The sequence below is a fragment of the Actomonas aquatica genome, assembly GCF_019679435.2.
Taxonomy (GTDB): Bacteria; Verrucomicrobiota; Verrucomicrobiia; order Opitutales; family Opitutaceae; genus Actomonas; species Actomonas aquatica.
Genome location: NZ_CP139781.1, coordinates 3,435,962 through 3,458,048, shown reverse-complemented (window position 1 = coordinate 3,458,048; position 22,087 = coordinate 3,435,962). Strand labels below are relative to the sequence as shown.

The window sequence follows — 22,087 nt, the reverse complement described above, 5'->3', positions numbered from 1 at the left end:
CCGAGACGGCCGCTGCTACACCACGGGAGGTGGGTCGGGCTTTATGCCCGACAGTCCGGATTACTCCGGGGCGTCGACTTCGAAGGACCAGAGGGTGATGATGCCGTAGCGGGCGTGTTCGGTCCAATTGCGGCCGAGCTTGGCTTGGAAGGACTCGGCTTCACCACCGAAGGCGACGGCGTAGAGCGGGCGGCCGCCGGCGCGGGCGTATTGCTGGAGGCGGATGGCGTCGGCCGGACGCAGGAGCTCGGGTCGCACGATGTCGCGACCGGTGTAGTAGCAGATCGCCCCGCTGGCCTGGCTGGCGAGCACGATGGCGTTGGCCGGGGTGTGGTCGTTGATCCATTGCGCGGCCTCGGCGTAGATGACCTCGCCGCGTTTCATGATGAGGGCGTAGTGGCGATCGGCCGTGACGCCCTGCCAGACGAAGGCACCGATGAGTCCGCTGAGGGCGAGGGCGGTGGCGAGGCGTGATGAGGGCAGCACCTGCAGCCATCGGCGCCAGATGAGCAGGGCACTGATGAGCAGGGCGGGGAAGGCCGGGAGCAAAAAGCGGAGTCCCCACCAATCACCGGTGGAGAAGGAGTAGCAGGCGTAGAACGCGCCGAAGGCGGCGATCCACGTGATGAAGAAGCCGCGCTCGGGTCGGCGCAGCCAGGGCAGGCCGACGATGCTGGCGGCGACCCAGGGCGACAGATGCAGGCCGAGGCCGAGGGCGAAGTGGCGCAGGGCACCGGGGGCGTGGGCGAAACTCAGATAGGGCAGGACATTGGCCGAGCCGTAGCCGGTGGCGAAGGGACTGCCGTAGAGGCGTAGTTGATGCCAGGCGAGGAAGAGGGCGGCCGGGATGCCGGTGAGCGCCCAGACGAGCCAGGCGCGAGCGCGGGTGCGCAGCAGCCAGATGAGCGGTGCGACGAGGAAGACGTTGGTGGGTCGCACCAACACCGCGAGGCCGGTGGCGAGACCGGCGAGGGCAAACCAGCGCAGGCGGTCGGTATCGACGCCGCGTTGGGCGGAGCCGAGCGCGGCGAGCACCCAGACCGTGGCGCAGAGGTCGCTCATGGGCTGGGTGGAGATGTGCAGAAAAAGCGGACTGGCGAAGAACAGTGCGACCGCGGCCAGACTCCAGGTTGGGGGCAGACCCCAGCGGTGGGCGAGCAGCCCGAGGAGCAGGCCGGCGGCGGCGGTGAGGAGGACGTTGGTGAGGATCGTGGCGCGATCAAATCCGACGACGGCGGCGGCGAGGCGAAGGTGCAGCGGATAGCCGACCGGGTAGGTCGGCACGAGGTGTTGGCCGTCGGGGGCGACGGCGAAGCCGAGGGGTTGTTGCAGGATCGGGCGCCAGCGCGGCGGCTCGAGGGGCACGATGGGTTCGAGCGGGATCTGCGGAGCGTCGGCGGCGAGCAGCCGGGCGTGATGCAGGTAGCCGGAGGCGTCGGCGTTGCTGGCGTAGGGTGAGGTGTAGGTGCTGACGGTCCAGAGCGCGGTGGCAGCGAGCAGCAGCGCGAGCGCGGTGAGCAGCCACGGGCGGGGCTGACGGGCGGGGGCAGGGGCAGCAGCGGTGCTCACATCAGGTGCGGGCGAGCGGGGCGAGTATTCGTTTTTCCACGACAAAGGGACCGAAGGGCAGGAGGGCGCCGAGCACGATGAGCGCGGTGCGTTTGAGCGGCCAGCCGTCCTCCTCGACCTGAGCTTGGAGCGCGGCGGCGATGAGGGCGAGGAAGAGGATGCCGTGGGCCATGCCGACGATGCGCACGGCCATGGGTTGATCGGCGAAGTATTTCAGCGGCATGGCGACGAAGAGCAGGACGACAAAGGACCAGCCTTCGATGAGGCTGAGGAGGCGGACGCGACCCAGGGGGGTGGAAAGAGACATGGGATTTTCGATTTTGGATTCTCGATTTTGGATTGGTGACGGCGGAGCTTGGTGGGGTGGGGCGGGGGATCAAGCGGGGGTGGCCGATTTTCGGGAGGGGAGGCGTTTGGTGATGGTGACGCCGAGTCCGCCGAGGATGTAGGCGATGCCGCAGAGCAGGAGCACGGGGAGCTCGGTGGTGAGGTTGAGCACGCTGCCGCAGACCGCTCCGGTGAAGAAGGAGACGGCGAGCAGAAAGGGGATCTCGAGTTTCCAACGTTCGATGGCGTGACCGCGCAGTTTCATGCCCAGGGTGATGCCGAGATCGGTGAGTATGCCGGTGACGTGGGTGGTGCGCAGGACGACACCGCGGTAGCGTGAGGCGAGGGCGTTTTGCATGCCGCAGGTGAAGCCCGCGATGGCGATGGCGGCGACGAGGTGATCGGCGCGCAGGTAGGCGGAGAGTAGGAGCAGCAGGCCCATGCTCGATAAGGTGCGGCCGTAGGGGCGGGCGATCTCCAGCTGCGGATGGTGAATGAGAAAGCCGGAGGTGGCGGCACCGAGGATGAAGCCGAGGGTGGCGGCGGTTACGCGCAGCAGGTCGGTGTTGAAGGCGCCGGACTCGTTGGCGACGTCTCGACCGATGCGGGAGAGGTCGCCGGTGAGATGGCTCACGGAGGTGCCGGCTTGGAGGATGAAGGTCACGTTCACCACCGAAGCGCCGAAGGCGAGGATGCAACCGCCGAGGAGGACCAGGCGGGGATTCAGATGTTGCATGGGTGTTGAACGGTCATGGTGGGAACAAGTCGTGCTTCAACGGGAAGTCTGGCCGGTAGTTTGGCCGAATTTCCCGCCTAAAAACGAGAGTCCTGTCGTATCATACGGGGGTTTCAAGCGGAGTTAGCGCCGCTTTTTCGACCTGCTTTCATTCACCCTCCACCCCACCCCTATCATGACCCAGTTGAAGAGATTGGTTAATCCAGAGTTATTGGCGACGATCGTCGCCGAGTTTTCCCAAGCGATCGGACGTCCGGTCCAACCCTCGGAGACGCTCAGGGCGCTGGGATTTTCCACCGGCGCGCACGGGCATTGGATCCGTCGGCTCGATCAGGCCGGGGCGTATATCCCGATCACAACTCTGGAAACGTTGTCGAATACGTTGGCGGACTGCGCGGCTGCGAGTGAGGCGCACGATATCAAGATTTTGACCAACCCGAGTCCGTGGTTGCGCCTGCGGACCGCGTTGGGCGCCGGGGGACTGGTGCCGATCCCCAAGATCAAGCTGGAGACTACGCTGGCGGAGATCGGCAACTACAACCTGGGGTTGGCGATCAAAGTGAGTTGGGCGTTCGAGCCGGAGGGGATTCGGCTCTTCGAGGGTGAGACCGCCGGCTTCACCAAGGTGGGCGACTACTGGTCGTTGGTGCGCGATCTGGTGAACGACAAAGAGGCTTAAACTGGAAAGGAAATCCGATGAAGCAACTGTGCGTGATTTTTGGATACGTGGCGTGGGCGACGATGGTTTGGGCCCAGACTGCAGAGATCAATGAGGACCGTTTGCCGCCGATGGATACGGACGGGGACGGCAAGGTTTCCGAGGCGGAGTTTTTTCAGTTTGTGCAGGCTGGGGCGAAGGTCTTCGCAGATGCGAAGCGTGATGCGGCTGCATCGGTGGAGCAGAAGGAAGCAGTGAAGAGGCTGATGAGTGATCTGCCGGAGGCGGATCTGGAGGCCCTGGTGGCGGAGGTCGTGCTTCCTCGCTACGAGACGGAGGTCGAGCATCACTCGGTGGTCAATGCGCCGAGAAACGATGCGCTGTTGCGGCGCTACGCCAACGGCGGGGTGAGCTACGATGAGGAAGCGTTGACGCGTTTGTTGTTCGCGTTGCAGGAAGCGCCGTTCCTGCTCACGGATTTGGATTCCGACGGCAAGTTGAGTCTGCCCGACTTGGCGGCGGACAAGAAGCGCCGGAATGTGTTGCTCGTGGGAACGGGAGCGGCTGCGGGTCTGGACCTGTTTAGCCAAGACCCGGAAGGCAACGGGAAGGGGGTTGTCAGCGTCTTGCGCACGGAGTTGCAGGAGCAGATGAGCCGAGAACGTGTGGCCCGTGCGAAGAAGGACGAATCCGAGGTGAAGGAGGGAGACTGGACGGTGGAGGAAGTCTACGACGCCTTCGTCGCTAAGGACATGTTTGTGGAGATCGGTCGGCGGAAAGGAGGCCAACGTCAGATCATTCTGCGCAAGAACGGGGAGTTGAAGATCAGCGAATGGTTGGGGGGAGATGTGTATAACGATGACGCGGCGGAAATCAGCTACTCGCGTGATTACAAAAAGCAGGACAGCGGCACCCTCGGTTTGGAGATGGCGCTGCTGTTTCCAGGCGCGTTGTTCGATGAAAACGCGGAGAAGGGTAAGCCGACTCCGGCTTGGGTGGGTGCCATCGGTTCGCCGCGGGCGTTGGTGGCGTTCCCCTCGCTGGAATACCAGCGGGTGTCGGGCGGGAACGACGATATCGATCTGGCGACGTTTCGCTTGGGCGTCGGCGCATTGTGGGTGAATTATGACCAGCCGGGGACGAGTCGTCGGAATGTGATCAGCGCGGCGGAGGGATTGTTTTCAATGACTTACAGCGTGGATCGGTTGAAGCGGGCGGAGCTCCTGACGGCAGACTTCAGTTGGCGACCTATCGTGGACGATATCCGGCTGGGTTCTTTTCAGCCGCTGGGCAGCATGTGGGCGATCCAGTGGGACCTGACGGCTCGCGGACAGTTTCGGGACGTGATGCGGGCTGGCACCGACGAGAAACTCGCCAAGCAGAGTGACTCGATGCGTTTCGGCGGGACGCTGGGGGTGAAGATCCGGCCGGCTGGCAAGGAATGGGAACGTATTCTGTTGGCGGTGAACTATACTTATCTCACCGCCTTGTGGGGGGATCCTTCGACGACGGATTTCCTGGAGGTCGATCTGGAATATAAGCTCCGACCGGATCTTTCGTTCATCCTGAGCTACGACTATGGCGCGGCCAACGTGGTCGACGACGAAGTCGATATGCTCAAGTTGAGCTTCGGGCTGAAGCTGTAGGACCGGTGGATCGGCGGCGACTCAGTCCTCTGGGTCGTTTTCCCAGAGGCGGGGCGTGGCGAACTCGAGGCTGTTGCCCGCGGGGTCGCGGAAGTAGACGGAATGGGCGCCGTTGGGCCAGGTGTGCTCGTGTTCGATGGCGACGCCGGCGGCGACGAGGCGGGCGCGCCAGGCGTCGATCTGGTCACGCTCAACGGCCCAGCAGATGTGTTCGGCACCGTGGCTGCCGTGGCAGGGAATGCCGTCGGCATGGCACTCGTTGGTGGCGCCGGGGTGGAAGACGAGCACCATGCCGTCGCCGCAGTGGTAGAAGTTGTGGCGGCCTTCGGCGCGGGAGTGGGTGCGCAGACCGAGCACCTCGGTGTAAAAGTGATGAGCGGCGTCGAGGTCCTCGGCGTAGATGCAGGTCTCGAGCACGCGAAGCGGTGGCATGGGCGGCATGATGGCCGCGAGGCTGAGCGGGCGGTGCCGGCGAAGCAAGGATGGGGCGGGGCCAGTCGAGTCGAGGCGCCGCGGGGCGGGACTCAGGCGGCGGAACTCCGGCGGAGTTGCGGCAGGGCGTCGGGGGGCAGGCCCAGCCATTCGAGGGCGGGGGGCACGGCGCGGAAGATTTGGAAGCGTTCGGCGCTGTCGGGGCCGAAGACGTTATACATGCGGCCCAGGCCGAAGGAGAGGTCGTCGGTCGTCACGATGGCGGTCGGGCCGCAGCGGCCGAAGCGTTTGGCGAGGAAGGCCATGCGGCGGATGCCCTCGGTGGTGAGGCGGTTGCCGGTGATCGCGCGCAGGTCGGCCAGTTCGAGGCAGGCGGGATCGTAATCGGGGGCGCTGTAGTAGCGCTCGAAGCTCTCGATCAGCGTGGCGTCGTCCATGCTGCCGTGCCACGTGGCGATAAACACCTGGTGGGTCTCGTCCCACGCAAAATCGATCCGAGGAGGAGGCGAGGACGGCTCGGGTTGGCGTTGGGATTCGGCGGAAGACATGGCGGGCGAAGAGGGGCTCGTCTATGGGGCAAAAGGTTGGCGCTTGGCGAGACGTAAAGGCTTTGCACTGCGAGGCGGGGCCGCTCAGGAAGGGCCGGTGAATCGAATCGACCGCCTGTTTGCCATCACCCTGTTGCTGCAGTCGCGGCGGGTGGTGACGGGCGCGGAGATCGCGGCTCATTTTGAGGTGAGTCTGCGCACGGTTTATCGGGATCTCGGGGCGCTGAGTGAGGCGGGCATCCCGGTGGTGGCCGAGGCGGGGGTGGGGTATTCGTTGCCGCGCGGGTATTTCCTGCCGCCGGTGGCGTTTACGGCGGACGAGGCGCAGGCGCTCGCATTGGGCGCGGTGTTGCTGGCGAAGTTTGGGGGGCAGGGATCGGGTGACGCGGCGGCGGGGGCGTTGTTGAAGATCCGGTCCATTTTGTCGCCGCAAGGGCGCGAGGAGATCGTGCGCCTGGCGAAGGCGGCGACGGTGTTTGGTGCGGGAGCGGCGGTGCCGGGCACAGAGAATCTGGTGCCGTGTGCGCGGGCGGTGAGTGAGCAGCGGGTCTTGCGTCTGGACTACACGACGGCGCAGGCGGTGCGTTCACAGCGGGACGTCGAGCCACTGGGGGTGGTGTTGTATGATTTCCACTGGTATCTGGTGGCGTGGTGCCGGTTGCGGAAGGCGATGCGGAGCTTCCGGCTGGATCGGGTGGTGGCGATGGAGCTGGTGGCGGAGCGGGTGCCGCTGCGGCCGCACTTTGATTTGGAGCAACACTTGAAGGCGGCCTTTGACGAAGAGATGACGCGGCGGGTGCAGTTGTGGTTTGCGGATGGTTTTGCCGCCGATCGGGCGCGGCGGGAGTTGGGCACCAGTGTGCAGCAGGCGGTGAAGCAGGTGGGCGGTTGGGAAATCACGGCGCTGGTGTGGAGCGAGTCGTGGATCGCGCGGTGGCTGTTGCCGTTTGGCGAACAGGCGCGGGTCATCGCGCCGGTCGAACTGCAGGAGGCGGTGCGGCGCGAGATCGCGGCGCTGGCGCGGCATCATGGTGTGATGCGCGAGGGACAGGAATGACCGGGTCGCTTGCCAGGCGCGGGCCGGGGCGTTGCATGGAGGGATGAGCAGTGGCCTCGGAATTTTGCTGGTGATCGGTGCGACGAGTGGCGTCGCGCTGGCGGCGCTGTGGTGGTGGGCGCGGCGCTACGTGTGTTGGCGGCGCAGGGACTGTTGCGGCAAGGGCTGCGGTTGTCTGTTTCCGGTGAATCGACGTTGAGTCGGCCGGGGCTGACGGGCTGCTGACAGAGGGTTGTCACCCGGGGCGGCTAGAGTGCCGGCATGAAACGATTCACGGAAGCTGTGGAGGTGCCGCTGGCGAAGGCGGAGGTATTCGATTTTCTGGCCAACCGGGAGAACCTGGTGCGCTGGACAGAAGCGTGCGCGGGAGAGTGGAACGCCGAGGGGGTGGCCGGGGATGGTCTGCGCTTTGAGGCCGACTCCCGCATGGGCTTGATCGAGCTCTGGGTGGGCGAGGGGACAGCGCACGCGCCGTGGCGTGTGCCGCTGCGAGTGAGCGAGACGGGTCCGACGTCGTCGTTGGTGACAGTGTCGCTGGAAGATCCGCGGTCGCTGAGCGTGGAGGTGCGGTTGCGAATGAACCGGGCGTTGCGCCGCCAGCTGGCCATGTTGCCGGAGGAGGTGAGGGGAGCGCTGTTGCTGGCCTGAAGGCGGATGGCGGGCTGGTTATCTCGGTTTGAAACAGTTTTGTTACAAACCGGTTCAATAACAGGCGGCTGGTTTTCTATAAATATCCAGGGGGCTTAAGTATTAGGGGCGACTATGCTGCAAATTACGGGGCTAGATGGGCTTAGGAATGGACCTCAGTGTCCTTACGTAAAGCGCTAGTAATATTACTTAAACATCCATTGTAGAGTTGCTGGAACGGTGGGGGGAGCTTGGGTAACGTTCACGTGAACAATACCCCGGAAATATTAAGGCTGGCCGCCTTCATCATTCTGCCGGCGCTCGTGGTGATGGGACTGATCACCTGGGCGATCAAACGGCAGCACGATCCGATGATTTTGGATCGTAAGCGCGAGCGAGAGGCTCGGGCGCGGCGGCGCGAGAATCGTAAGTCGGTGCCCTGAGTTGGCCCTCTCCGGATTTGTAATCAAAACGCCCGCGTCCTTTCGGCACGCGGGCGTTTGGTTTTCGGCGGGAGCGGGTTTTAGGCGGCAGGTTGCATCATGGCGGCGATGCGTTTTTCGAGGGTCTTTTGGCCGGCCTCGTAGGGCTCGCGGTAGGTGCGGGCAAACTCGTCGGTGAAGACCTCCTCGGCGCCGTTTTCAATACCGTCGAGGATGGTGGCGGCGACGGTCTCGGGCGTCTCCTTGGGCATTTCGATGTCCTTGGCCATGTCGGTGTCGACCGGACCCGGATACACGCCGATGAGACGGATGCCGGCGTCGGCAAGCAGGAGGCGGGCGCCGGCGGTGAGGGAGTGCACGGCGGCCTTGGAGTCGCTGTAGGTCGGATACATCGGGAAGCTGGTGAGGCCGGCGACGCTGGAGAGGTTCACGATCACGCCTGAGCCGTGGGCTTTGAGCTGGGGCACGAAGGCACGAATCACGTGGAGGGTGCCCCAGTAGTTGACCTCAAACTCCTGGCGGGCGTCGTCGAGAGTGGCGGCGAAGAGGTCGGGGTTGGCGAGGGCGCCGGCGTTGTTGATGATGAGGGTGGCGTCGGCGGCGGTGCGGGCGATCGCGGCGACTTGGTCGGGCTGGGTCACGTCGAGCGTGAGGGGCACGATGCGATTCGGGTGGGCGGCGACCAGGTCGGCGAGGCTGTCGGCGTTGCGCGCCGTAGCGTAGACCTTGGTCGCACCGCGAGCCAGCAGGGCTTCGGTGAGGGCGCGGCCAATGCCGCGATTGGCGCCGGTGACCAGGGCCACGGTGGAGGTGAGGGAGGTGCTCATAGGAGGAGATGAAGGAAGGTTCAGGTTAGTTGTTGAGTGAACGCTCAAGAACGGGCGCGGGTTTCTGGAATCGTCAATCGGTTCTTGAATAAACATTCAAAAAAACTTCCTTGGGAGGACTGAGCTATGGCGAGACCCGCAAAATTCGACTGCCAGGACGTCCTCTGTAAGGCGATGACCCTCTTCTGGGAGAAGGGCTATCGGGCGGTGTCCGTGGCTGACTTGGTCAAAGTAACCGGACTGCAGCCGGGCAGCCTCTATGGTCGTTTTGGCAACAAAGAGGGGCTCTTCGTGGAGTGTCTGGCGCACTACGGCGAGTGGGTGAATGGACTGCGGGATGCGTTGCCGCAGGAGGTGACGCCGTTGAACCGACTGCGGGCGCTTTACGAGGTGCTGGTGAACCAGGCGCTCGGGCCCGAGGGCACCCGCGGCTGTTTTTATGTAAATACCTGTTTGGAGGCGGATCCGCAGGAACCGGAAATCTGTGCGGAGTTGCACAAGGGTTTGACCACCGGCGAGCGGTGGATCCGCGCGCAGTTGGAGGCGGCGATCAGCGCGGGGGAGCTAAAATCCGCCACCGATGCCAAGGTGTTGGCGGGTTGCCTCTCGACCTCACTCTATGGTTTGCGGGTGGTGACGCGCGCCGGGACGGATGCCGACCACCTGCGCACCGTTGCGATGACGGCCTACGAAAGCCTCGTCGGCCCGTGGCAGACGGAGGCGGTGGCGCAGAACTGAACAGACCGTGACTGCTACTGGCCGCGATAGATCAGCGGGTTGGTATTGATATCCGGCAGACGGTAGCTGTCGCGGCTGGCTTCGGAGCGATCCTCCACCAATCCCGGGTCACCGGCGAGGGTGCTGCGGCTGGTGGTGTTGACTTCGGTCACGAGGGTGCGGTGGTTCCGGCCTTCGGTTTCGTCCCAGATTCGGACGCGGAAACCGAGCCCGTCCTGGATCGTGCGCACGCGGTAGAGGCGGCCGGCTTCGGCTTCGATGGGGAGCGTGATACTTCCGCCCGCGCTGTCGCCGCTCAAAGCGAACATCAGGTTGTGGGAGCCGGCGGGGAGGTCGACCTGATGCGGTAGGTAGGAGACCGCGCCGACGGCCGATTCGACATTGATGATCCGCGTCGAGACCGGGGCTCCGTTTTGGTTAACCACCAAACGCGAAGCACCGGCGGGCAGGTTGGCGGTCGATTGGGCGCGGAACGAAGTCGAGGAGCAGCCGGCGAAAAAGCAGAGCGCCGAAGCAACGAGGAGCGGGGTAAGTGTCTTCATAGGCGAGGGGGGCTGAACCGGTTGGACTGTGAACCTCGACCGTTGTTCCTAGAACCAGTGCTCCTGCTGCCAACCGAGCAGGTCTTTGAGGCGCTGATTGGAAATGAAGGCCTCGCGGTCGGTGTAGTCGCGACGCAGGTCGGTGACTCCAGGGCAGAAGCGCTGCATCAGGTCGCGGGAAGGCAGCGGGGAGGAGGTGTCCTCGGCGGCGATGATGATGGGTTGGCTGCCGAGACCGTCCTTCTCGATGCCGAGGCGGCAGGCCTGGCCGAGATCGCGGCTGTCGATGTAGGACCAGAGGATGCGCAGGCGGTCCTCGGGGTGCTCGGCGGCGCGGGCTTTGATGCCGGCGTAATCTTCGGGACAGACGACGTTGCCGATGCGGAAGGAGAGGATCTGGGTGCCGTCGCGGCGGTGAAACATGTCGGCGGTGGCTTCGTTGACGACCTTGGTCAGGCCGTAGGTATCTTCTGGATACTGCGGGTGGGCCTCGTCGATGGGCAGGTAGTCGGGCTCAAAAAACGCGTTGGCGAAGCAGATGCCGTAGGAGGACTCGGAGGAGGCGATGACGGCCTTTTTGATGCCGAGCAGACCGCAGGCTTCGAGCACGTTGTAGGTGGTGTTGGTGTTGATGCGCCAAACCTCCTGGTTGGCGTGCATCTGTGGGCGCGGAATGGCGGCCATGTGCACCACGCCGTCGTAGGGGGCGCGGTTGCCGGTGCTGTGCGGGCCGAGGGCGTCGATGGTCTGACCGAGGTCGGTGAGGTCGGCGGTGAGGTGGTGGCAGTCGAGCTCGGGCGCGGGGGGGCGGGTGTCGACGTTGGTGACCTGGTAGCCGTGTTCGAGGAAGTGTTTGATGATCCAGTGGCCGGCTTTGCCGGCGCCACCGGTGACGAGGACGCGTTTCATAAGAGAGAGGGACGTAGCGCAGCCGCCGGTTGGGCGCAAAGCGTGGCGTCACAGCCGGGGCTGACCGTTCAGCGCGGAGGGGTTTCGGGCACGGAGGTTGTGGTGGTGGCGATCAGCGTGCGTTCGCGGTGATGGAGCCAGATGGAGTCAGCCAGAGCGATCAGCAGCAGCGCGCCACCGACCGGCAGTCGCCAGGTGGGGGAAGCGCGGCTGAGTTCGGGCAGGGTGTTCATCAGACCCACAACCCAAAACAGCAGGGTGCGTTGGAGGTGCCAGAGGGCTTTGCGCCCACCGCCACGGTGAAGGCGTTGGCCCGCTTTGAAGATATTCCAGAGCACGGCGAGGGAGATGAGGGTGAGCACGATCCAGTCGACCGGACCGCGGTCGCCGTGGCTGAGTCGGAAGGCGTAGAACAATACGACGGAGGCCAGGCCGCCGTTGAGCACATAGGAGCGGGGGGCTTTCATGACGATCAGGGGTAGGGGGGCGAGCAGGGCTCAATCGGGCAGGGCGTCGAGTAACTGCCGCACGGTTTTTTTGTAGGTGCGCAGGGCGTCGGTGCCGGCGGTGGACAGACGGTAGCAGGTGCGGGCACGGCTGCCGTCGAGACGACGGTTGAGGGTCACAAGGCCGGCGTTTTCGAGCTTGGTCATTTGCACCGAAAGGTTGCCGCGGCTGAGTCCGGTGGAGCGTAGGATGAACATGAAGTCGGCCTCCTCCACGCTCGCGAGCAGGGCCAGCACGCGGAGGCGGGCGGGCTCGTGGATAAGCGCGTCGATTTGAGGAGGGTTCGACTCGGGAGGCATTTCAGGAGGAGGAGGTCTGCTCGAACTCGCGGGAGGCGTGGCGGAAGTGCCGCCATTGCAAGATGGCCCCGAGCAGGAGTCCGCCGCCGCCGACGAGCAGCGAGATTGAGGGTTCGCCGCGTAGGAGAGCCACGCCGATGGCACAGAGCGTCAGCCAGAGCGTGTAGAGCAACAGGCGGCGGGAGTGGGTGAGCAGGCTGCCGCCCAAGATGCCCAAGGCGATGAGGAAGGCGGGCAGGCCGGCAATCCAAAGCGGGCCGGATACCGTGGGGGCGGTGGGTCCCGCCGCGAGGCGCAGGGCAGCCAGACCCATCAAGGCGAGGGCGCCGATGCCGAGGGTAAGGGAAAAGGCGAGGTAGTGGGCGTTGCGTTCTCGGCGGGACTGGGAGAATCGCACGTAGCCCGCATGGGGCTCGACGAAGGTGCGTCGCAGCGGAGCCCAGAGCGTAATCCAAATCGGCACGTGCAGGATGGCGAGCGGCCCCCAGGCCACCCAGCCGAGGCCGGTGGTGAGCACCGCGCAGCCGAGGAGCAGGTCGAGCAAACCGTCGTCCCAAAACGAGGCGAAGAGACCTGATTCGAGGGAAGAGGACGTGGTCATGGTTTATGGCATGAACCTAAAGGTTTATGATGTAAACCAAATAGTCGCAGGCTTGGGACAAAGTGCGGGACGGACCGGTTTGAAGGCGATTTGGGGTTGGCGCTGCCAAAGCTTTGCGGAGGGTTTCGTCGTCATGAAACGGTGCGGTGTCCGGTTCCTGATGATTCTCATGACGATGGCTTATGCGGCGGTGGCGGCCTTGCCGCCGGAGACGCATCGTCTGCAGCCGGATCACCTGCCCACGCCGTTCAGCGCGGCGCAGATCCGGGAGGCGTCGCCGGAGGGTTACACCACGCGGCATGTGGTGCGGGTGGAGGGGCAGCCGACTACCGTGACGGTGAACACATTTGTGGCGGCGGAGGACGGCGAAGCGGTCGCCGCGTTTCGTTACTACAATACGAATGAAGCCGGTGACATGCTGGGTGAAGCCAAGACGGGTGAGGCGACGTGGCGTGAGTTGCAGGCGCACGCCTCGTTTCCGGCGGAGTTGACCACGGTCGAGGAGGTGGAGGTGACGGTGCCGATGGGCACGTTTACGTGTTGGCTCTACACGGTGACGCGCAACATCCCGAGTGACGTGGGCGAAAAGACGGCGGTGTCGCGCTTCTGGTTTGCACAGGATCTGCCGGGCCCGCCGGTGAAGATGGTGCAGGCGGTCGACGGTGATGAGAAGATGTCGATGGTGCTGCTGTCGGCCGGCGTGGAGTAGGCGAGGGTGGAGAGGCAGACGGGAAGACGCGGCCGGGGACGTCCGCGTCCACCTGCAGCGTCAGGGTTCGGCCGGCAGCTCGACGCCGAAACGTTCGGCGAGGTAGGTTTCGCAGATGCGGTAGTAGCTCACCATGGAGTCGATATCGATCCATTCGTCGGGGGCGTGCAGGTTGCCGACGGTCGGACGGGAGAGCAGAACCGGGATGCCGTGGGGGTGGAAAAAGCGCGCGTCGCTGCCGCCGGATTCGCGCACGAATTGGGTGGCTTGGCCGGTGATGGCGGTGGTGATTTCGGCGAAGCGCGGATCGGGTGACAGGTGGGTGGGCTCGGCGGCGATGAGCGTGCGCAGGGTAAGGTCTGGACCGAGCAACTGGCGCAGCGTCGTAAGCATTGTATCGGCGGTGTCGGGTGGCGTGAAACGCACGTCGAGGCAGGCGTGGGCTTCGGCGGGGAGCCGGTTGACGGTGCGGTTTTCGGTGCCGATGCGGGTGACGGCGCAGGTGGGGTGCCAATGGTGATCGGTGCGGGCAAGGGCGGCGAAGTGGGTTTCGACGCGTTGTAGGCCGGCGAGGAGTCGGGGGATGGGATTGTCGCCCAGCCAGGGGCGGGCGGCGTGCGCGGTCTGGCCGTTGGCTTCGACGCGCAGGTGCAGGATGCCTTTTTCCTCGATGGTGATGTGGTTGAGCGCGCCGCCGTCGGGCACGATGGCGAGGTTGCAGCGCAGACCGCGTTCGCGCACGAGGTGGCCGACGCCGTGTTCGCCGCCGGTTTCTTCGTCGGTGGTGACGGCGAGCCCGAGACTCACGCCGGGATGGGCGCGGTGGAAGCGACGGAAGAGCACCATGAGGATGGCGAGCGCGCCTTTCATGTCGCCGGCGCCGGGGCCGATGATACGGCCGTCCTGGAGGACCGTGCGATAGACGCGGGAGTCGGCATGGGCGACGACGTCGAGATGGGCCACGAGCAGGATGTCGGGGCGGGGTTCCGTCTCCGGCAGAATGACGAGGGACGCGACGCCGCCGTCGAGGTGGTCCTGGATGGTGATGCCGGGGAAGCCTTCCACGTGGTTGCGCACGAACTCGTAGCATTGGCGGCGGGCGGCGTGGTCGTGTTCGGTGCTGGGCATGAGCACGAGATCGCGGGTGAGCGCGACGAGGCGGTTGCGCAGGCGCTCGAGGGACTTGGGATCGGGGTCAGTCACGGTCAAAGGAATCGGCCACGGGCAGATGTTGCGGCAGGGCTTCGAGGAGTTGGGTGGCGGCGGGGAGATCTGGGGCCAGACAAAGGAACTGTCCCTTGGCGATGCCGTGATCGTCGGGGGCAGGGTTGAAGTTGATGGGGAGGAGGCCGGCGGTCGCGCCGGGTTGGTAAAGCAGGTCCGCCTCGCGGAGGCGCTGCAGGATGGTCGCGGCGGGCGGCGCGGGGTCGAAGCGCACGTTGCGCATGAGCCAGGCGCCGGTGGGGTTGAAGTGGCGGGCGAGCAGCGCGGGGTAGGTCGCGCCGGTCACGCGGGCGTTGACCTCACAGACGCGAATGACGTGAGAGCCGTCGGCGTGTTCTGTAACATGAAAGTCGATACTGGCGGTGCCGCGGTAGTCCTGCCGATGCAACCAACGGCCAACGAGGGAGGCTTGGCGGAGAAGTTCACCGCGGGCTTCGGCGGAGTCGGTCAGCCAAGGCGGGGGCGCGGCGTTGCCTTGGTGAATGCTGTCGGCGCTGAGGATCTGATCGGTGAGGTCGTAGACGTGCACCGCCTCGGGGCGCACGAGGAGCTGGGCGCTGGGGGAGCGCGTGGCGGTGATGGTGGTGTCGATGGACGCGTCGACCCAACCTTGGAGCAGGCAAGGGCCGTGGGCGAAAGCGTAGGCGGGTGGGGCGGGCGCGGGATCGTCGGTGGCGTAGGTCCACAGGCCGATGCCGGAGGCGCCGATGGGGGACTTGAGGGCGGCGCGGGCGAAGCCGGCGGCGGCGAGTTGGCGCAGCGCGGCGGGCAGAGCGGCGAGCTCGGGCACGAGTTGAGTGGTGAAGACGGGCAGCTCGGTCGCGACGAGAAAGTCGTGCAGCAGGTGTTTGTTGTTACCGGCGAAACTGGCGGTGGGTTGATTGAGGGTTTGGTGGCCGGCGCGGGTGGCGAGCGCGAGCAGCGCGGGATCGGTGACGAAACCATCGAGCCAGGCGTCGGGGGCGGCCTGCAGGTGGGGCAGCAGCGCGTCGACGGTGGCGGGCGCGTCGCGCAGGTCGGCACCGGCGGTGGCGAGCGCGGCGAGGTCGTCGTGCGGGAGCACGTGGGTCTGCGGCAGGTCGAGCGCGAGGGTGTCGGCGAAGTAATTGAGGAGGGCCTGCTGGGGCGCTTGTTCGAGCACGACGATGTTGGGGTGCGCGCCGCGATAGAGCAGGCCCATGATGGGGAGGAGGCGGCCGCCGTAGGATTCGAGGCGTCCGACGGTTTGACGCAGGGCTTCGGTTTGGGCCTCGTTGCCGAAGAAGAGGCTCAGGAGGTTGGCCACAAAAATACCGGGCCGTTCCCACGTGGGCGGCAGGGTGCCGGGGGCGAGGATGACTGGGGTGGGGCGGTGGGGCATGCCGCGGTCGATCCGGCGCACCTTGGCGGGATGCGACCGGCGGCACAACGTTGTTATGCCGGGCGGTCCGGGGCCGGTCAGTCGCGGAACGTGGACCGGGTTTCGGTCTCGCGGCTGAGGTCGATCATGCGTGGTCCGCGGAAGATGAGGGTGATGGTCTCCAGTATTTGGATACGCTGCTGGTTGAGCACGGGCTCCTCGAGCATCTTCAATTCGCCGGTGAAGGGATCGACGTAGGGGACCTCCTCCATCTCCGCGACGATGGTTTTGTAGGAGGGGGCGTGGCGAATGGTGTAGACCCAGGTTTCGCGCATGCCGGTGGCGTTGGTGGCCGGCTCGCGATGCTGGGGTTCACCCAACCATTCCAGCACCTGCGGTTGGTGCATGCCGACGCGCAGCATTGCGGCGCGTTGAATGCGGGCGGGGCTGTCGTGGCCGACGGCGGAGGTGTCGGCGGCGCGGATGGGGCCGGCGCTTTGGTCCGTGCTCGCGCACCCAGCGAGTGCTCCGGCCCACAGGAGAAGTGAACTCGTGAGGCAGGCGGCGCGACGGGGCGAGAGCATGAGAGTGGGGGGCGGACGTCAGATCTCGCTGGATCGGACGAGGTCGTAGTTGAGATCAACGAGGCTGTTACTGGCGTCGAAGGTGAGCTCAAAATACTCGCGGCGTTCGATGCGCTCCATCTGTTGGCGCGGGTCGAGGACGGTGCGTTCGATGCCGGTGATGGGGTCGACGTAGGAGGTCTCATCCATTTCGACGGCCACCTCGCGGTAGCGCGGGGCGAGGGTGTTGATATAGGTCCAGACTTCCAGCGGGCCGGCTTCGCCGTCCTTTTGGGAAATGTCGGTCGGCTTGCCCACGAGTTGGATCACGGCTTCCTTCTGCATGCCGATGCGCAGTTGCTTCATCGACTCGCGGGGGAAGTCATTGGCCGCGGCTGCAGCGGCCGCCGGAGACACCTGCGTGGTCGACGCGGTGGTGGGGGCGGCGGTTTCGCAGCCGGTCGACAACAACGCGGTCGAGACGAGGGAAAGGAGGCAGAAGGAGCGGAAAATGGTCATGCAGAGGAGGAGGTGTTGGCGCAAAGGTGTTGGTGGGGCTCGTGGCGGCAAATGCCGAGGTGGGTTAACGGTTCACGGGTCGCGCTGGGGAGTCCGACGGTTCGGAGGGATAACCCTCGAGCGGCACCATCCCCGGCAGTTTTTTGCGCTGCTGTTTCGTTCGGCAAAATGAAAGGTTGCATTGAATGTGCATAGAATTGCATTGACGGAGAGTTCTTAGTGCACATCTATGCAACACAACGGCATTCCCCTGCGCTGAATATCGCGTTTGCCAAAACCCTACACCCAAAATGACCCAACCACCCAATTGCCGCCGGGCGCTAGCCTGGGCTGGCTTGTTCCTACTCCCTGCGCTCCACGCGCAGCAGACCCCTGTTACCTCGCCGACCGATGAGACCGAAGAGGACATCGTCGAGCTTTCCCCCTTCACCGTCGATACGACTGCCGACAAGGGCTATCGTGCGACCAATTCCATTTCCGGTTCCCGCATCAGCACGGCCATCAAGGAAATCCCGATGCCCATCGAGGTCATCACGGAAGACTTCCTCAAGGACGTGGGTGCGACGGACCTGCGCGAGAGTCTGCGTTACAGCGCAGGCGTCGTGCTGCAGTCGCAAAACACCCAGGGCGTGAACGCCTTCTACGGTCCGGGTGGCGTCAACAATCCTGAGAGCGTTACCGCCGACAAAAACCAGACCACGATCAAGCTGCGCGGTTATGTGACCGACGTTGTGCTGCGTGATGGTTTCCGCCGCCAGAGCGCGACCGACTCGATCAACATCGGCCGTATCGAGGTCGTGCGTGGTCCGGCTGCCTTGCTCTACGGTATCGGCAACTTTGGTGGTATCGTGAACTACCTGCCGAAGCTCCCGTCGCTCGAAGCGGAGACCACTCTCGCCGCCGCCATCGGCACCGACGGTTTCATTCGCGGCACCTTCGATACGACCGGTCCCTTGGGCGACAAGTGGGAAGCCGCCTACCGCGTCACCGGTGCCGCACAGAAGACCGGCAACTACACCGAGCTCTACGACGAAAACCACGTCTTCATTTCGCCGAGCGTGAGCTTCAAGCCGTTCGAGAAGACCGACGTGTTGGTGGATCTTGAATACGGCCAACGCGAAGAGACCGGCGTTGGTTTCCTCTCCGTGCGCGCCCGTTCCGACATCAACGGCGTTGACCAGGCCGACCGCCTGCAGAGCTCTGGTTTCGTGCAGTTCGACGGCAAGGACCCGCGCACCTTCCGCTGGTCCGGTCCGGACACCTTCCGTGAGTCCGAGCAGTTTAACCTGCGCCTGCAACTCACCCAGCAGATCACCGACAACCTGAACCTTCTCGCCGGTTACAATACCTCCTCGGTCATCTTCGAAGGCCGCGACGTCAACGGCGCCATGGAGCAGAACATCGGTCCGGTGGCGCTGCGCGACACCATCCGCGTGGTGCCGATCGATTCGGCCAACGGTTCCAGCGAGTTCATCGAAACCGAGACGCCCAACACGATCTTCAAATACAACTGGACCGACAACTACGAGTTGGCCGAGCGCGAGCAGGCCCGCGTGGAACTCAACTACCAGTTCGATCTCTTTGAGGACAGCAAGTGGCTCGGTCTCGAGAGCAGCGTGCTCGTCGGCCGTTCCTACGAAAAGGCCGAGCGCCTCACCCGCCTCACCCGCACCAAGGATACGTTCTTCAACTACAAGAGCCCGACCGACACCTCCTACATCCGCTTCGGCACTCAGGGTGACGGCAGCGCCGATGTCGACATGGTGCGCATCAACCACGTCGACTCCACCGGTCGTAACACCGGCGACTACGCGGTCTATCAAGGCAAGTGGCTCGACGGCCGTCTCTCCTTCGTCGGTGGCGTGCGTCGCGACCGCAACGACTTCGGGGTCGAACAGGACACCTTCTATCCGACCCAGGACAGCACCTCGACCCGCCGTCCGGTGCAGAAGGAAGACACCGCCCAATACGGCGTCACCCTCCGCGTCCTCCCGCAGTTGAGCGTCTACGCCCTCAAGTCCGAAGGTCTGCAGCCCAACTTCGACGGTCTGCGCGACGCCGCGGGCGACCCGCTGGGTCCGGTCAAAGCTGAGAGCGAAGAAATCGGTCTCAAGGTCGACTTCCTCGACGGCAAGATCTCCGGCACCGTGAGTGCGTTCACCATCGAGCGTAAGGGCGTCCCGTTCGGTCAGTGGTGGATGCCGACCCTCAAGGGCAACTTCGATGAATCCCGTCCGATCATCTACAATGTCGGCAACTTCAGCCCGGCCTCCGCTCCGGGTGGTTCCAACGGTGGCAACGGTGCCGCCGATGCCGCCATCGCCCAATGGGATGCCGGTGTCGCCGCGGGTTCGATCTACCAATATGAAGTCAACGGCACCACCAGCTGGTATGTGAACGCCTCCGAGGCGACCGGCGCCGCTTACCTCGATCAGGTCTTCAACCTCACCAAGACCACCCACCCGGGTTGGGCGGGCTGGCTCTACACCGAGGACGCGCACACCAACAACAGCTTCAACGACATCGGCAACGCCGGTGGCTGGCAGGCTTACGTGCAGCAGGAAGACGAGTCCAAGGGCTGGGACGCTCAGCTCCTCTTCACCCCGACCGACAACTTCCAGTTCCTCGTGTCCTACGCCCACGTCGAGCGCGAGATCACCAACCCCGGTCGCTTCATCGAGTATCCGCATCCGGATAACCGCTGGGCCGTCTGGTTCTTCCCCGATGGCAACTGGGGCCTCACCGGCTACTCGCTCGACGAGGTTTACACCGATCCCAACGACACCTCCACCTGGACCGGTATCGGCTGGGGCGCGGGCGAGTCGCGCGACGACACCCCCGAGCACGCCGTCAGCAGCTGGGCCAACTACAGCTTCGACGAAGGACCCCTCGCCGGTCTCACCATCGGCCTCGGTGGCCAGTGGGAATCCGAGCGTGAATACTTCTCCGGCATCACCGTCGCCGGCCAGAAGCAGACCGACGGCAACGGCAACCTCATCGTGCTCAAGCACAAGTCCCGCCTGAACCTCGACCTCATGGCCCGCTACGACTTCGACCTCAACAACCGCGAGGCCTACGTCCAGTTGAACATCAACAACCTGCTCAACGACGAAGACCTCTACGGCCTCATCTACGCTCCGGGCATGTCCGGTCGCGTGGAGTTCGGCTACCGGTTCTGAGTTTAGCCAACGCGTTTTAGGTAAGCATAGTCAGGGTAGGTGCCCGCCTCGGTTCGTCCGGGGCGGGCATTTTTTTTGGCGAGGAGTGTCGAGGTTCCGACCGTTCGATTGCGCCAGTGCTGACGGGTTTGGGCCTCGTTTGACGCACTGTCTTTTCAGACCCCCTTTTGCAAACCCATGAAACTTACCCGCCTTGCTCTTTCCGTGGTGGGCGCGCTCGGCCTCGGCCTGAGTCGCCTGCCGGCTGCCAACCCCATCATCACCGACGTCTTCACCGCCGATCCCGCGGCCCTGGTCTACAACGACACCGTTTACCTCTACACCGGCCACGACGAAGCCGGTCCCCGCGATCCCACCTACTCGATCAAAGAGTGGCTCGTGTTTTCCTCGACGGACATGGTCAACTGGACCGCGCACGGCTCTCCGCTCGCAGTGTCCGATTTTGAGTGGGCCGAAGCCAACGCCTGGGCGGCGCACACCATCGAGCACGACGGCACCTTTTATTGGTTTGTCACCACTTGGCGCGGACACGGCAAAGGCTTCGCCATCGGCGTCGCCACCTCCGACAGCCCGACCGGCCCCTTCAAAGACGCCATCGGCGCGCCGCTCATCACCAGCGACATGACGCCCGATCCCATCAACCCCGAGGGCAACCGCGTCACCTGGGACGACATCGATCCGGCCGTGTTCATCGACGACGACGGCCAGGCCTACATGTTCTGGGGCAACACCAACTGCTACTGGGTCAAACTGAAGCCCAACCTGCTCGAGCTCGACGGCGAGATTCACACCATCCCCAACCTCGAGCGTTATGTAGAGGCTCCGTGGATACACAAACGCGGCGACACCTACTACCTCAGCTACGCGTGGGGTTTCCCCGAGCGCACCGCCTACGCCACCGCCAAGAGCATCACGGGCCCGTGGGAAAACCGCGGCATCATCAAGCAGATCGCCGGCAACAGTAACACGAATCACCAGGCCATCATCACCTTCAAGGGCCGCGACTACTTCTTCTACCACAACGGCGGCCTGCTGACCGGCGGCAGCTACCGACGCTCAGTCGGCGTCGAGGACCTGCACTACGGCCCCAACGGCGAGATCCTGCCGATCCACGAGACAATCGAAGGTGCCACGCCGGCGGTCGACCCGATGCCGGCCGGCAAGCCCATCGTGACCGACATGTTCACGGCCGATCCCGCCCCGCTCGCGCACGATGGCACGCTCTACATCTACACCGGCCACGACATCCAGAATGAGACCGAGCGCTCCTTCAAGATGCACGACTGGTATGCCTTCTCGACGACCGATCTGGGCTCGTTTGAAAAGCACGGTCCGCTGCTCTCGGCCGACGATTTTGCCTGGGCCTCCGGCGATGCCTTTGCCGCGCACGTGACCGAGCGGGACGGTAAGTTTTACTGGTATGTGTCGCTGCGGCATAAGGACATTCGCCGCCGCGAAGGGTTTGCCATCGGCGTCGCCGTGGCAGACTCACCGCTCGGTCCGTTCAAGGACGCGCTGGGCCACGCCCTCATCACCGACGACACACCCAACTCGGTCGTGTTGAACATCGATCCCGCGGTCTTCGTCGACGACGACGGCCAGGCCTACCTGTATTGGGGTTCCTGGGACGAAGCCCGCATGGTATTGTTGAAGGACAACATGGTGGAACTGGCGGGCGAGGTGCAGACGGTGGACGCAAAGAACTTCTTCGAGGCGCCGTTTTTGCACAAACGCGGTGACACTTACTACCTCACGTATGCAGGATCCGGATACCCGTCGAAGACGGAGTATGCCACCAGCGACAGCGCGGCCGGTCCCTGGACTTATGGTGGCGTGATCAACGGCCTCATGCCGAAGTCGGAGACCAACCACCAAGGCATCGTGGAGTTTAAGGGGAAGTGGTATTTTGTTTACCACAACTCGCAGCTCCCGGGTGGCGGCGTCTATCGCCGGTCGGTGTGCATCGACGAACTGCACTACGGCCCCAACGGCGAAATCCTCCCCGTCCAACGCACCAGCAACGGCCCGCCCCCGATCGAGGAGTAGGCAGCCGAGAGGCATCGTCTTTTCGTCACAGAGATCATAGAG

General features: G+C 64.4%; 24 protein-coding genes and 1 pseudogene. 10 read left to right on the top strand and 15 right to left on the bottom strand.

The window, feature by feature from the left end:
- Window positions 1-60 precede the first annotated feature (60 nt).
- The 3 genes from K1X11_RS13445 to K1X11_RS13435 form a co-directional block, all read right to left on the bottom strand.
- Window positions 61-1,569, bottom strand: a complete 1,509-nt coding sequence (locus K1X11_RS13445) for an ArnT family glycosyltransferase (RefSeq protein ID WP_221032630.1) — start codon at window positions 1,567-1,569, stop codon at window positions 61-63.
- Window position 1,570: 1 nt separating this feature from the next.
- Window positions 1,571-1,876, bottom strand: a complete 306-nt coding sequence (locus tag K1X11_RS13440; protein WP_221032629.1) for a DUF3817 domain-containing protein — start codon at window positions 1,874-1,876, stop codon at window positions 1,571-1,573.
- A gap of 69 nt (window positions 1,877-1,945) precedes the next feature.
- The gene (locus K1X11_RS13435) at window positions 1,946-2,632 is read right to left on the bottom strand and encodes a YoaK family protein (RefSeq protein WP_221032628.1); all 687 of its coding nucleotides are present in this window, start codon (window positions 2,630-2,632) and stop codon (window positions 1,946-1,948) included.
- 175 nt (window positions 2,633-2,807) lie between these two features.
- Here K1X11_RS13435 and K1X11_RS13430 point away from each other — a divergent pair, with 175 nt between their 5' ends.
- Both K1X11_RS13430 and K1X11_RS13425 read left to right on the top strand, forming a co-directional pair.
- The gene (locus K1X11_RS13430; protein ID WP_221032627.1) at window positions 2,808-3,311 is read left to right on the top strand and encodes a hypothetical protein; all 504 of its coding nucleotides are present in this window, start codon (window positions 2,808-2,810) and stop codon (window positions 3,309-3,311) included.
- 47 nt (window positions 3,312-3,358) lie between these two features.
- Window positions 3,359-4,936 carry a hypothetical protein gene (locus K1X11_RS13425; RefSeq protein WP_221032626.1) on the top strand — a complete coding sequence of 526 codons (1,578 nt, stop codon included), beginning with the start codon at window positions 3,359-3,361 and terminating at the stop codon, window positions 4,934-4,936.
- Between the two features lie 21 nt (window positions 4,937-4,957).
- Here K1X11_RS13425 and K1X11_RS13420 read toward each other — a convergent pair whose 3' ends face one another.
- Window positions 4,958-5,368, bottom strand: a complete 411-nt coding sequence (locus tag K1X11_RS13420) for a VOC family protein (protein ID WP_221032625.1) — start codon at window positions 5,366-5,368, stop codon at window positions 4,958-4,960.
- 92 nt (window positions 5,369-5,460) lie between these two features.
- Entirely contained in the window at window positions 5,461-5,916 is a 456-nt protein-coding gene (locus K1X11_RS13415) for a hypothetical protein (protein WP_221032624.1), read from the bottom strand.
- Between the two features lie 97 nt (window positions 5,917-6,013).
- On the opposite strand from K1X11_RS13415, the gene K1X11_RS13410 reads away from it, so the two are divergent.
- The 3 genes from K1X11_RS13410 to K1X11_RS13400 all read left to right on the top strand — a co-directional run bounded on the left by K1X11_RS13410 (window position 6,014) and on the right by K1X11_RS13400 (window position 8,043).
- Window positions 6,014-6,973 (top strand): helix-turn-helix transcriptional regulator, encoded by a 960-nt coding sequence (locus K1X11_RS13410; protein ID WP_221032623.1) that lies wholly within the window; start codon window positions 6,014-6,016, stop codon window positions 6,971-6,973.
- A 261-nt stretch (window positions 6,974-7,234) separates the two neighbouring features.
- Window positions 7,235-7,621, top strand: coding sequence for an SRPBCC family protein (locus K1X11_RS13405; RefSeq protein ID WP_221032622.1), 387 nt, complete (start codon window positions 7,235-7,237; stop codon window positions 7,619-7,621).
- A gap of 245 nt (window positions 7,622-7,866) precedes the next feature.
- Window positions 7,867-8,043 carry a hypothetical protein gene (locus K1X11_RS13400; RefSeq protein ID WP_221032621.1) on the top strand — a complete coding sequence of 59 codons (177 nt, stop codon included), beginning with the start codon at window positions 7,867-7,869 and terminating at the stop codon, window positions 8,041-8,043.
- 80 nt (window positions 8,044-8,123) lie between these two features.
- Here K1X11_RS13400 and K1X11_RS13395 read toward each other — a convergent pair whose 3' ends face one another.
- Window positions 8,124-8,870 carry an SDR family oxidoreductase gene (locus K1X11_RS13395; RefSeq protein WP_221032620.1) on the bottom strand — a complete coding sequence of 249 codons (747 nt, stop codon included), beginning with the start codon at window positions 8,868-8,870 and terminating at the stop codon, window positions 8,124-8,126.
- Between the two features lie 126 nt (window positions 8,871-8,996).
- Between K1X11_RS13395 and K1X11_RS13390 the strand changes: the two genes are divergently transcribed.
- A complete protein-coding gene (locus K1X11_RS13390; RefSeq protein ID WP_221032619.1) occupies window positions 8,997-9,608 on the top strand; it encodes a TetR/AcrR family transcriptional regulator in 612 nt (203 codons plus the stop codon).
- Between the two features lie 14 nt (window positions 9,609-9,622).
- Here the strand turns inward: K1X11_RS13390 and K1X11_RS13385 are convergent, their stop codons facing one another.
- The 5 genes from K1X11_RS13385 to K1X11_RS13365 all read right to left on the bottom strand — a co-directional run bounded on the left by K1X11_RS13385 (window position 9,623) and on the right by K1X11_RS13365 (window position 12,466).
- A complete protein-coding gene (locus K1X11_RS13385) occupies window positions 9,623-10,150 on the bottom strand; it encodes a hypothetical protein (protein WP_221032618.1) in 528 nt (175 codons plus the stop codon).
- Window positions 10,151-10,198: 48 nt separating this feature from the next.
- The gene (locus tag K1X11_RS13380) at window positions 10,199-11,059 is read right to left on the bottom strand and encodes an NAD-dependent epimerase/dehydratase family protein (RefSeq protein WP_221032617.1); all 861 of its coding nucleotides are present in this window, start codon (window positions 11,057-11,059) and stop codon (window positions 10,199-10,201) included.
- Window positions 11,060-11,127: 68 nt separating this feature from the next.
- Window positions 11,128-11,526, bottom strand: coding sequence for a hypothetical protein (locus tag K1X11_RS13375; RefSeq protein ID WP_221032616.1), 399 nt, complete (start codon window positions 11,524-11,526; stop codon window positions 11,128-11,130).
- A gap of 30 nt (window positions 11,527-11,556) precedes the next feature.
- Window positions 11,557-11,865: a transcriptional regulator gene (locus K1X11_RS13370; RefSeq protein WP_221032615.1), complete on the bottom strand. Its 309-nt coding sequence runs from the start codon at window positions 11,863-11,865 to the stop codon at window positions 11,557-11,559.
- Window position 11,866: 1 nt separating this feature from the next.
- Complete coding sequence (locus tag K1X11_RS13365) at window positions 11,867-12,466, bottom strand: hypothetical protein (RefSeq protein ID WP_221032614.1); 600 nt, start codon at window positions 12,464-12,466, stop codon at window positions 11,867-11,869.
- Window positions 12,467-12,626: 160 nt separating this feature from the next.
- Here K1X11_RS13365 and K1X11_RS13360 point away from each other — a divergent pair, with 160 nt between their 5' ends.
- Window positions 12,627-13,175 (top strand): hypothetical protein, encoded by a 549-nt coding sequence (locus K1X11_RS13360; RefSeq protein ID WP_324725979.1) that lies wholly within the window; start codon window positions 12,627-12,629, stop codon window positions 13,173-13,175.
- Window positions 13,176-13,235: 60 nt separating this feature from the next.
- On the opposite strand, the gene K1X11_RS13355 is transcribed toward K1X11_RS13360, so the two are convergent.
- The 4 genes from K1X11_RS13355 to K1X11_RS13340 form a co-directional block, all read right to left on the bottom strand.
- Window positions 13,236-14,378, bottom strand: coding sequence for a M20 family metallopeptidase (locus K1X11_RS13355; RefSeq protein ID WP_221032612.1), 1,143 nt, complete (start codon window positions 14,376-14,378; stop codon window positions 13,236-13,238).
- Window positions 14,371-15,759: a hypothetical protein gene (locus tag K1X11_RS13350; protein ID WP_221032611.1), complete on the bottom strand. Its 1,389-nt coding sequence runs from the start codon at window positions 15,757-15,759 to the stop codon at window positions 14,371-14,373. Before K1X11_RS13350 ends, K1X11_RS13355 begins: the two co-directional genes overlap by 8 nt.
- A gap of 77 nt (window positions 15,760-15,836) precedes the next feature.
- Window positions 15,837-16,322: a hypothetical protein gene (locus tag K1X11_RS13345; protein WP_221032610.1), complete on the bottom strand. Its 486-nt coding sequence runs from the start codon at window positions 16,320-16,322 to the stop codon at window positions 15,837-15,839.
- Window positions 16,323-16,340: 18 nt separating this feature from the next.
- On the bottom strand, window positions 16,341-16,820 hold the full coding sequence (locus tag K1X11_RS13340) for a hypothetical protein (protein WP_221032609.1): 480 nt from the start codon (window positions 16,818-16,820) through the stop codon (window positions 16,341-16,343).
- Window positions 16,821-17,155: 335 nt separating this feature from the next.
- On the opposite strand from K1X11_RS13340, the gene K1X11_RS13335 reads away from it, so the two are divergent.
- The 3 genes and pseudogenes from K1X11_RS13335 (at window position 17,156) to K1X11_RS23435 (ending at window position 22,045) form a co-directional block, all read left to right on the top strand.
- On the top strand, window positions 17,156-19,999 hold the full coding sequence (locus K1X11_RS13335; RefSeq protein WP_221032608.1) for a TonB-dependent siderophore receptor: 2,844 nt from the start codon (window positions 17,156-17,158) through the stop codon (window positions 19,997-19,999).
- A 177-nt stretch (window positions 20,000-20,176) separates the two neighbouring features.
- Window positions 20,177-21,136, top strand: a pseudogene (locus K1X11_RS23440) (glycoside hydrolase family 43 protein); the annotation flags it as partial.
- Window positions 21,137-21,148: 12 nt separating this feature from the next.
- Window positions 21,149-22,045 carry a glycoside hydrolase family 43 protein gene (locus tag K1X11_RS23435; protein ID WP_343212927.1) on the top strand — a complete coding sequence of 299 codons (897 nt, stop codon included), beginning with the start codon at window positions 21,149-21,151 and terminating at the stop codon, window positions 22,043-22,045.
- Window positions 22,046-22,087 lie beyond the last annotated feature (42 nt).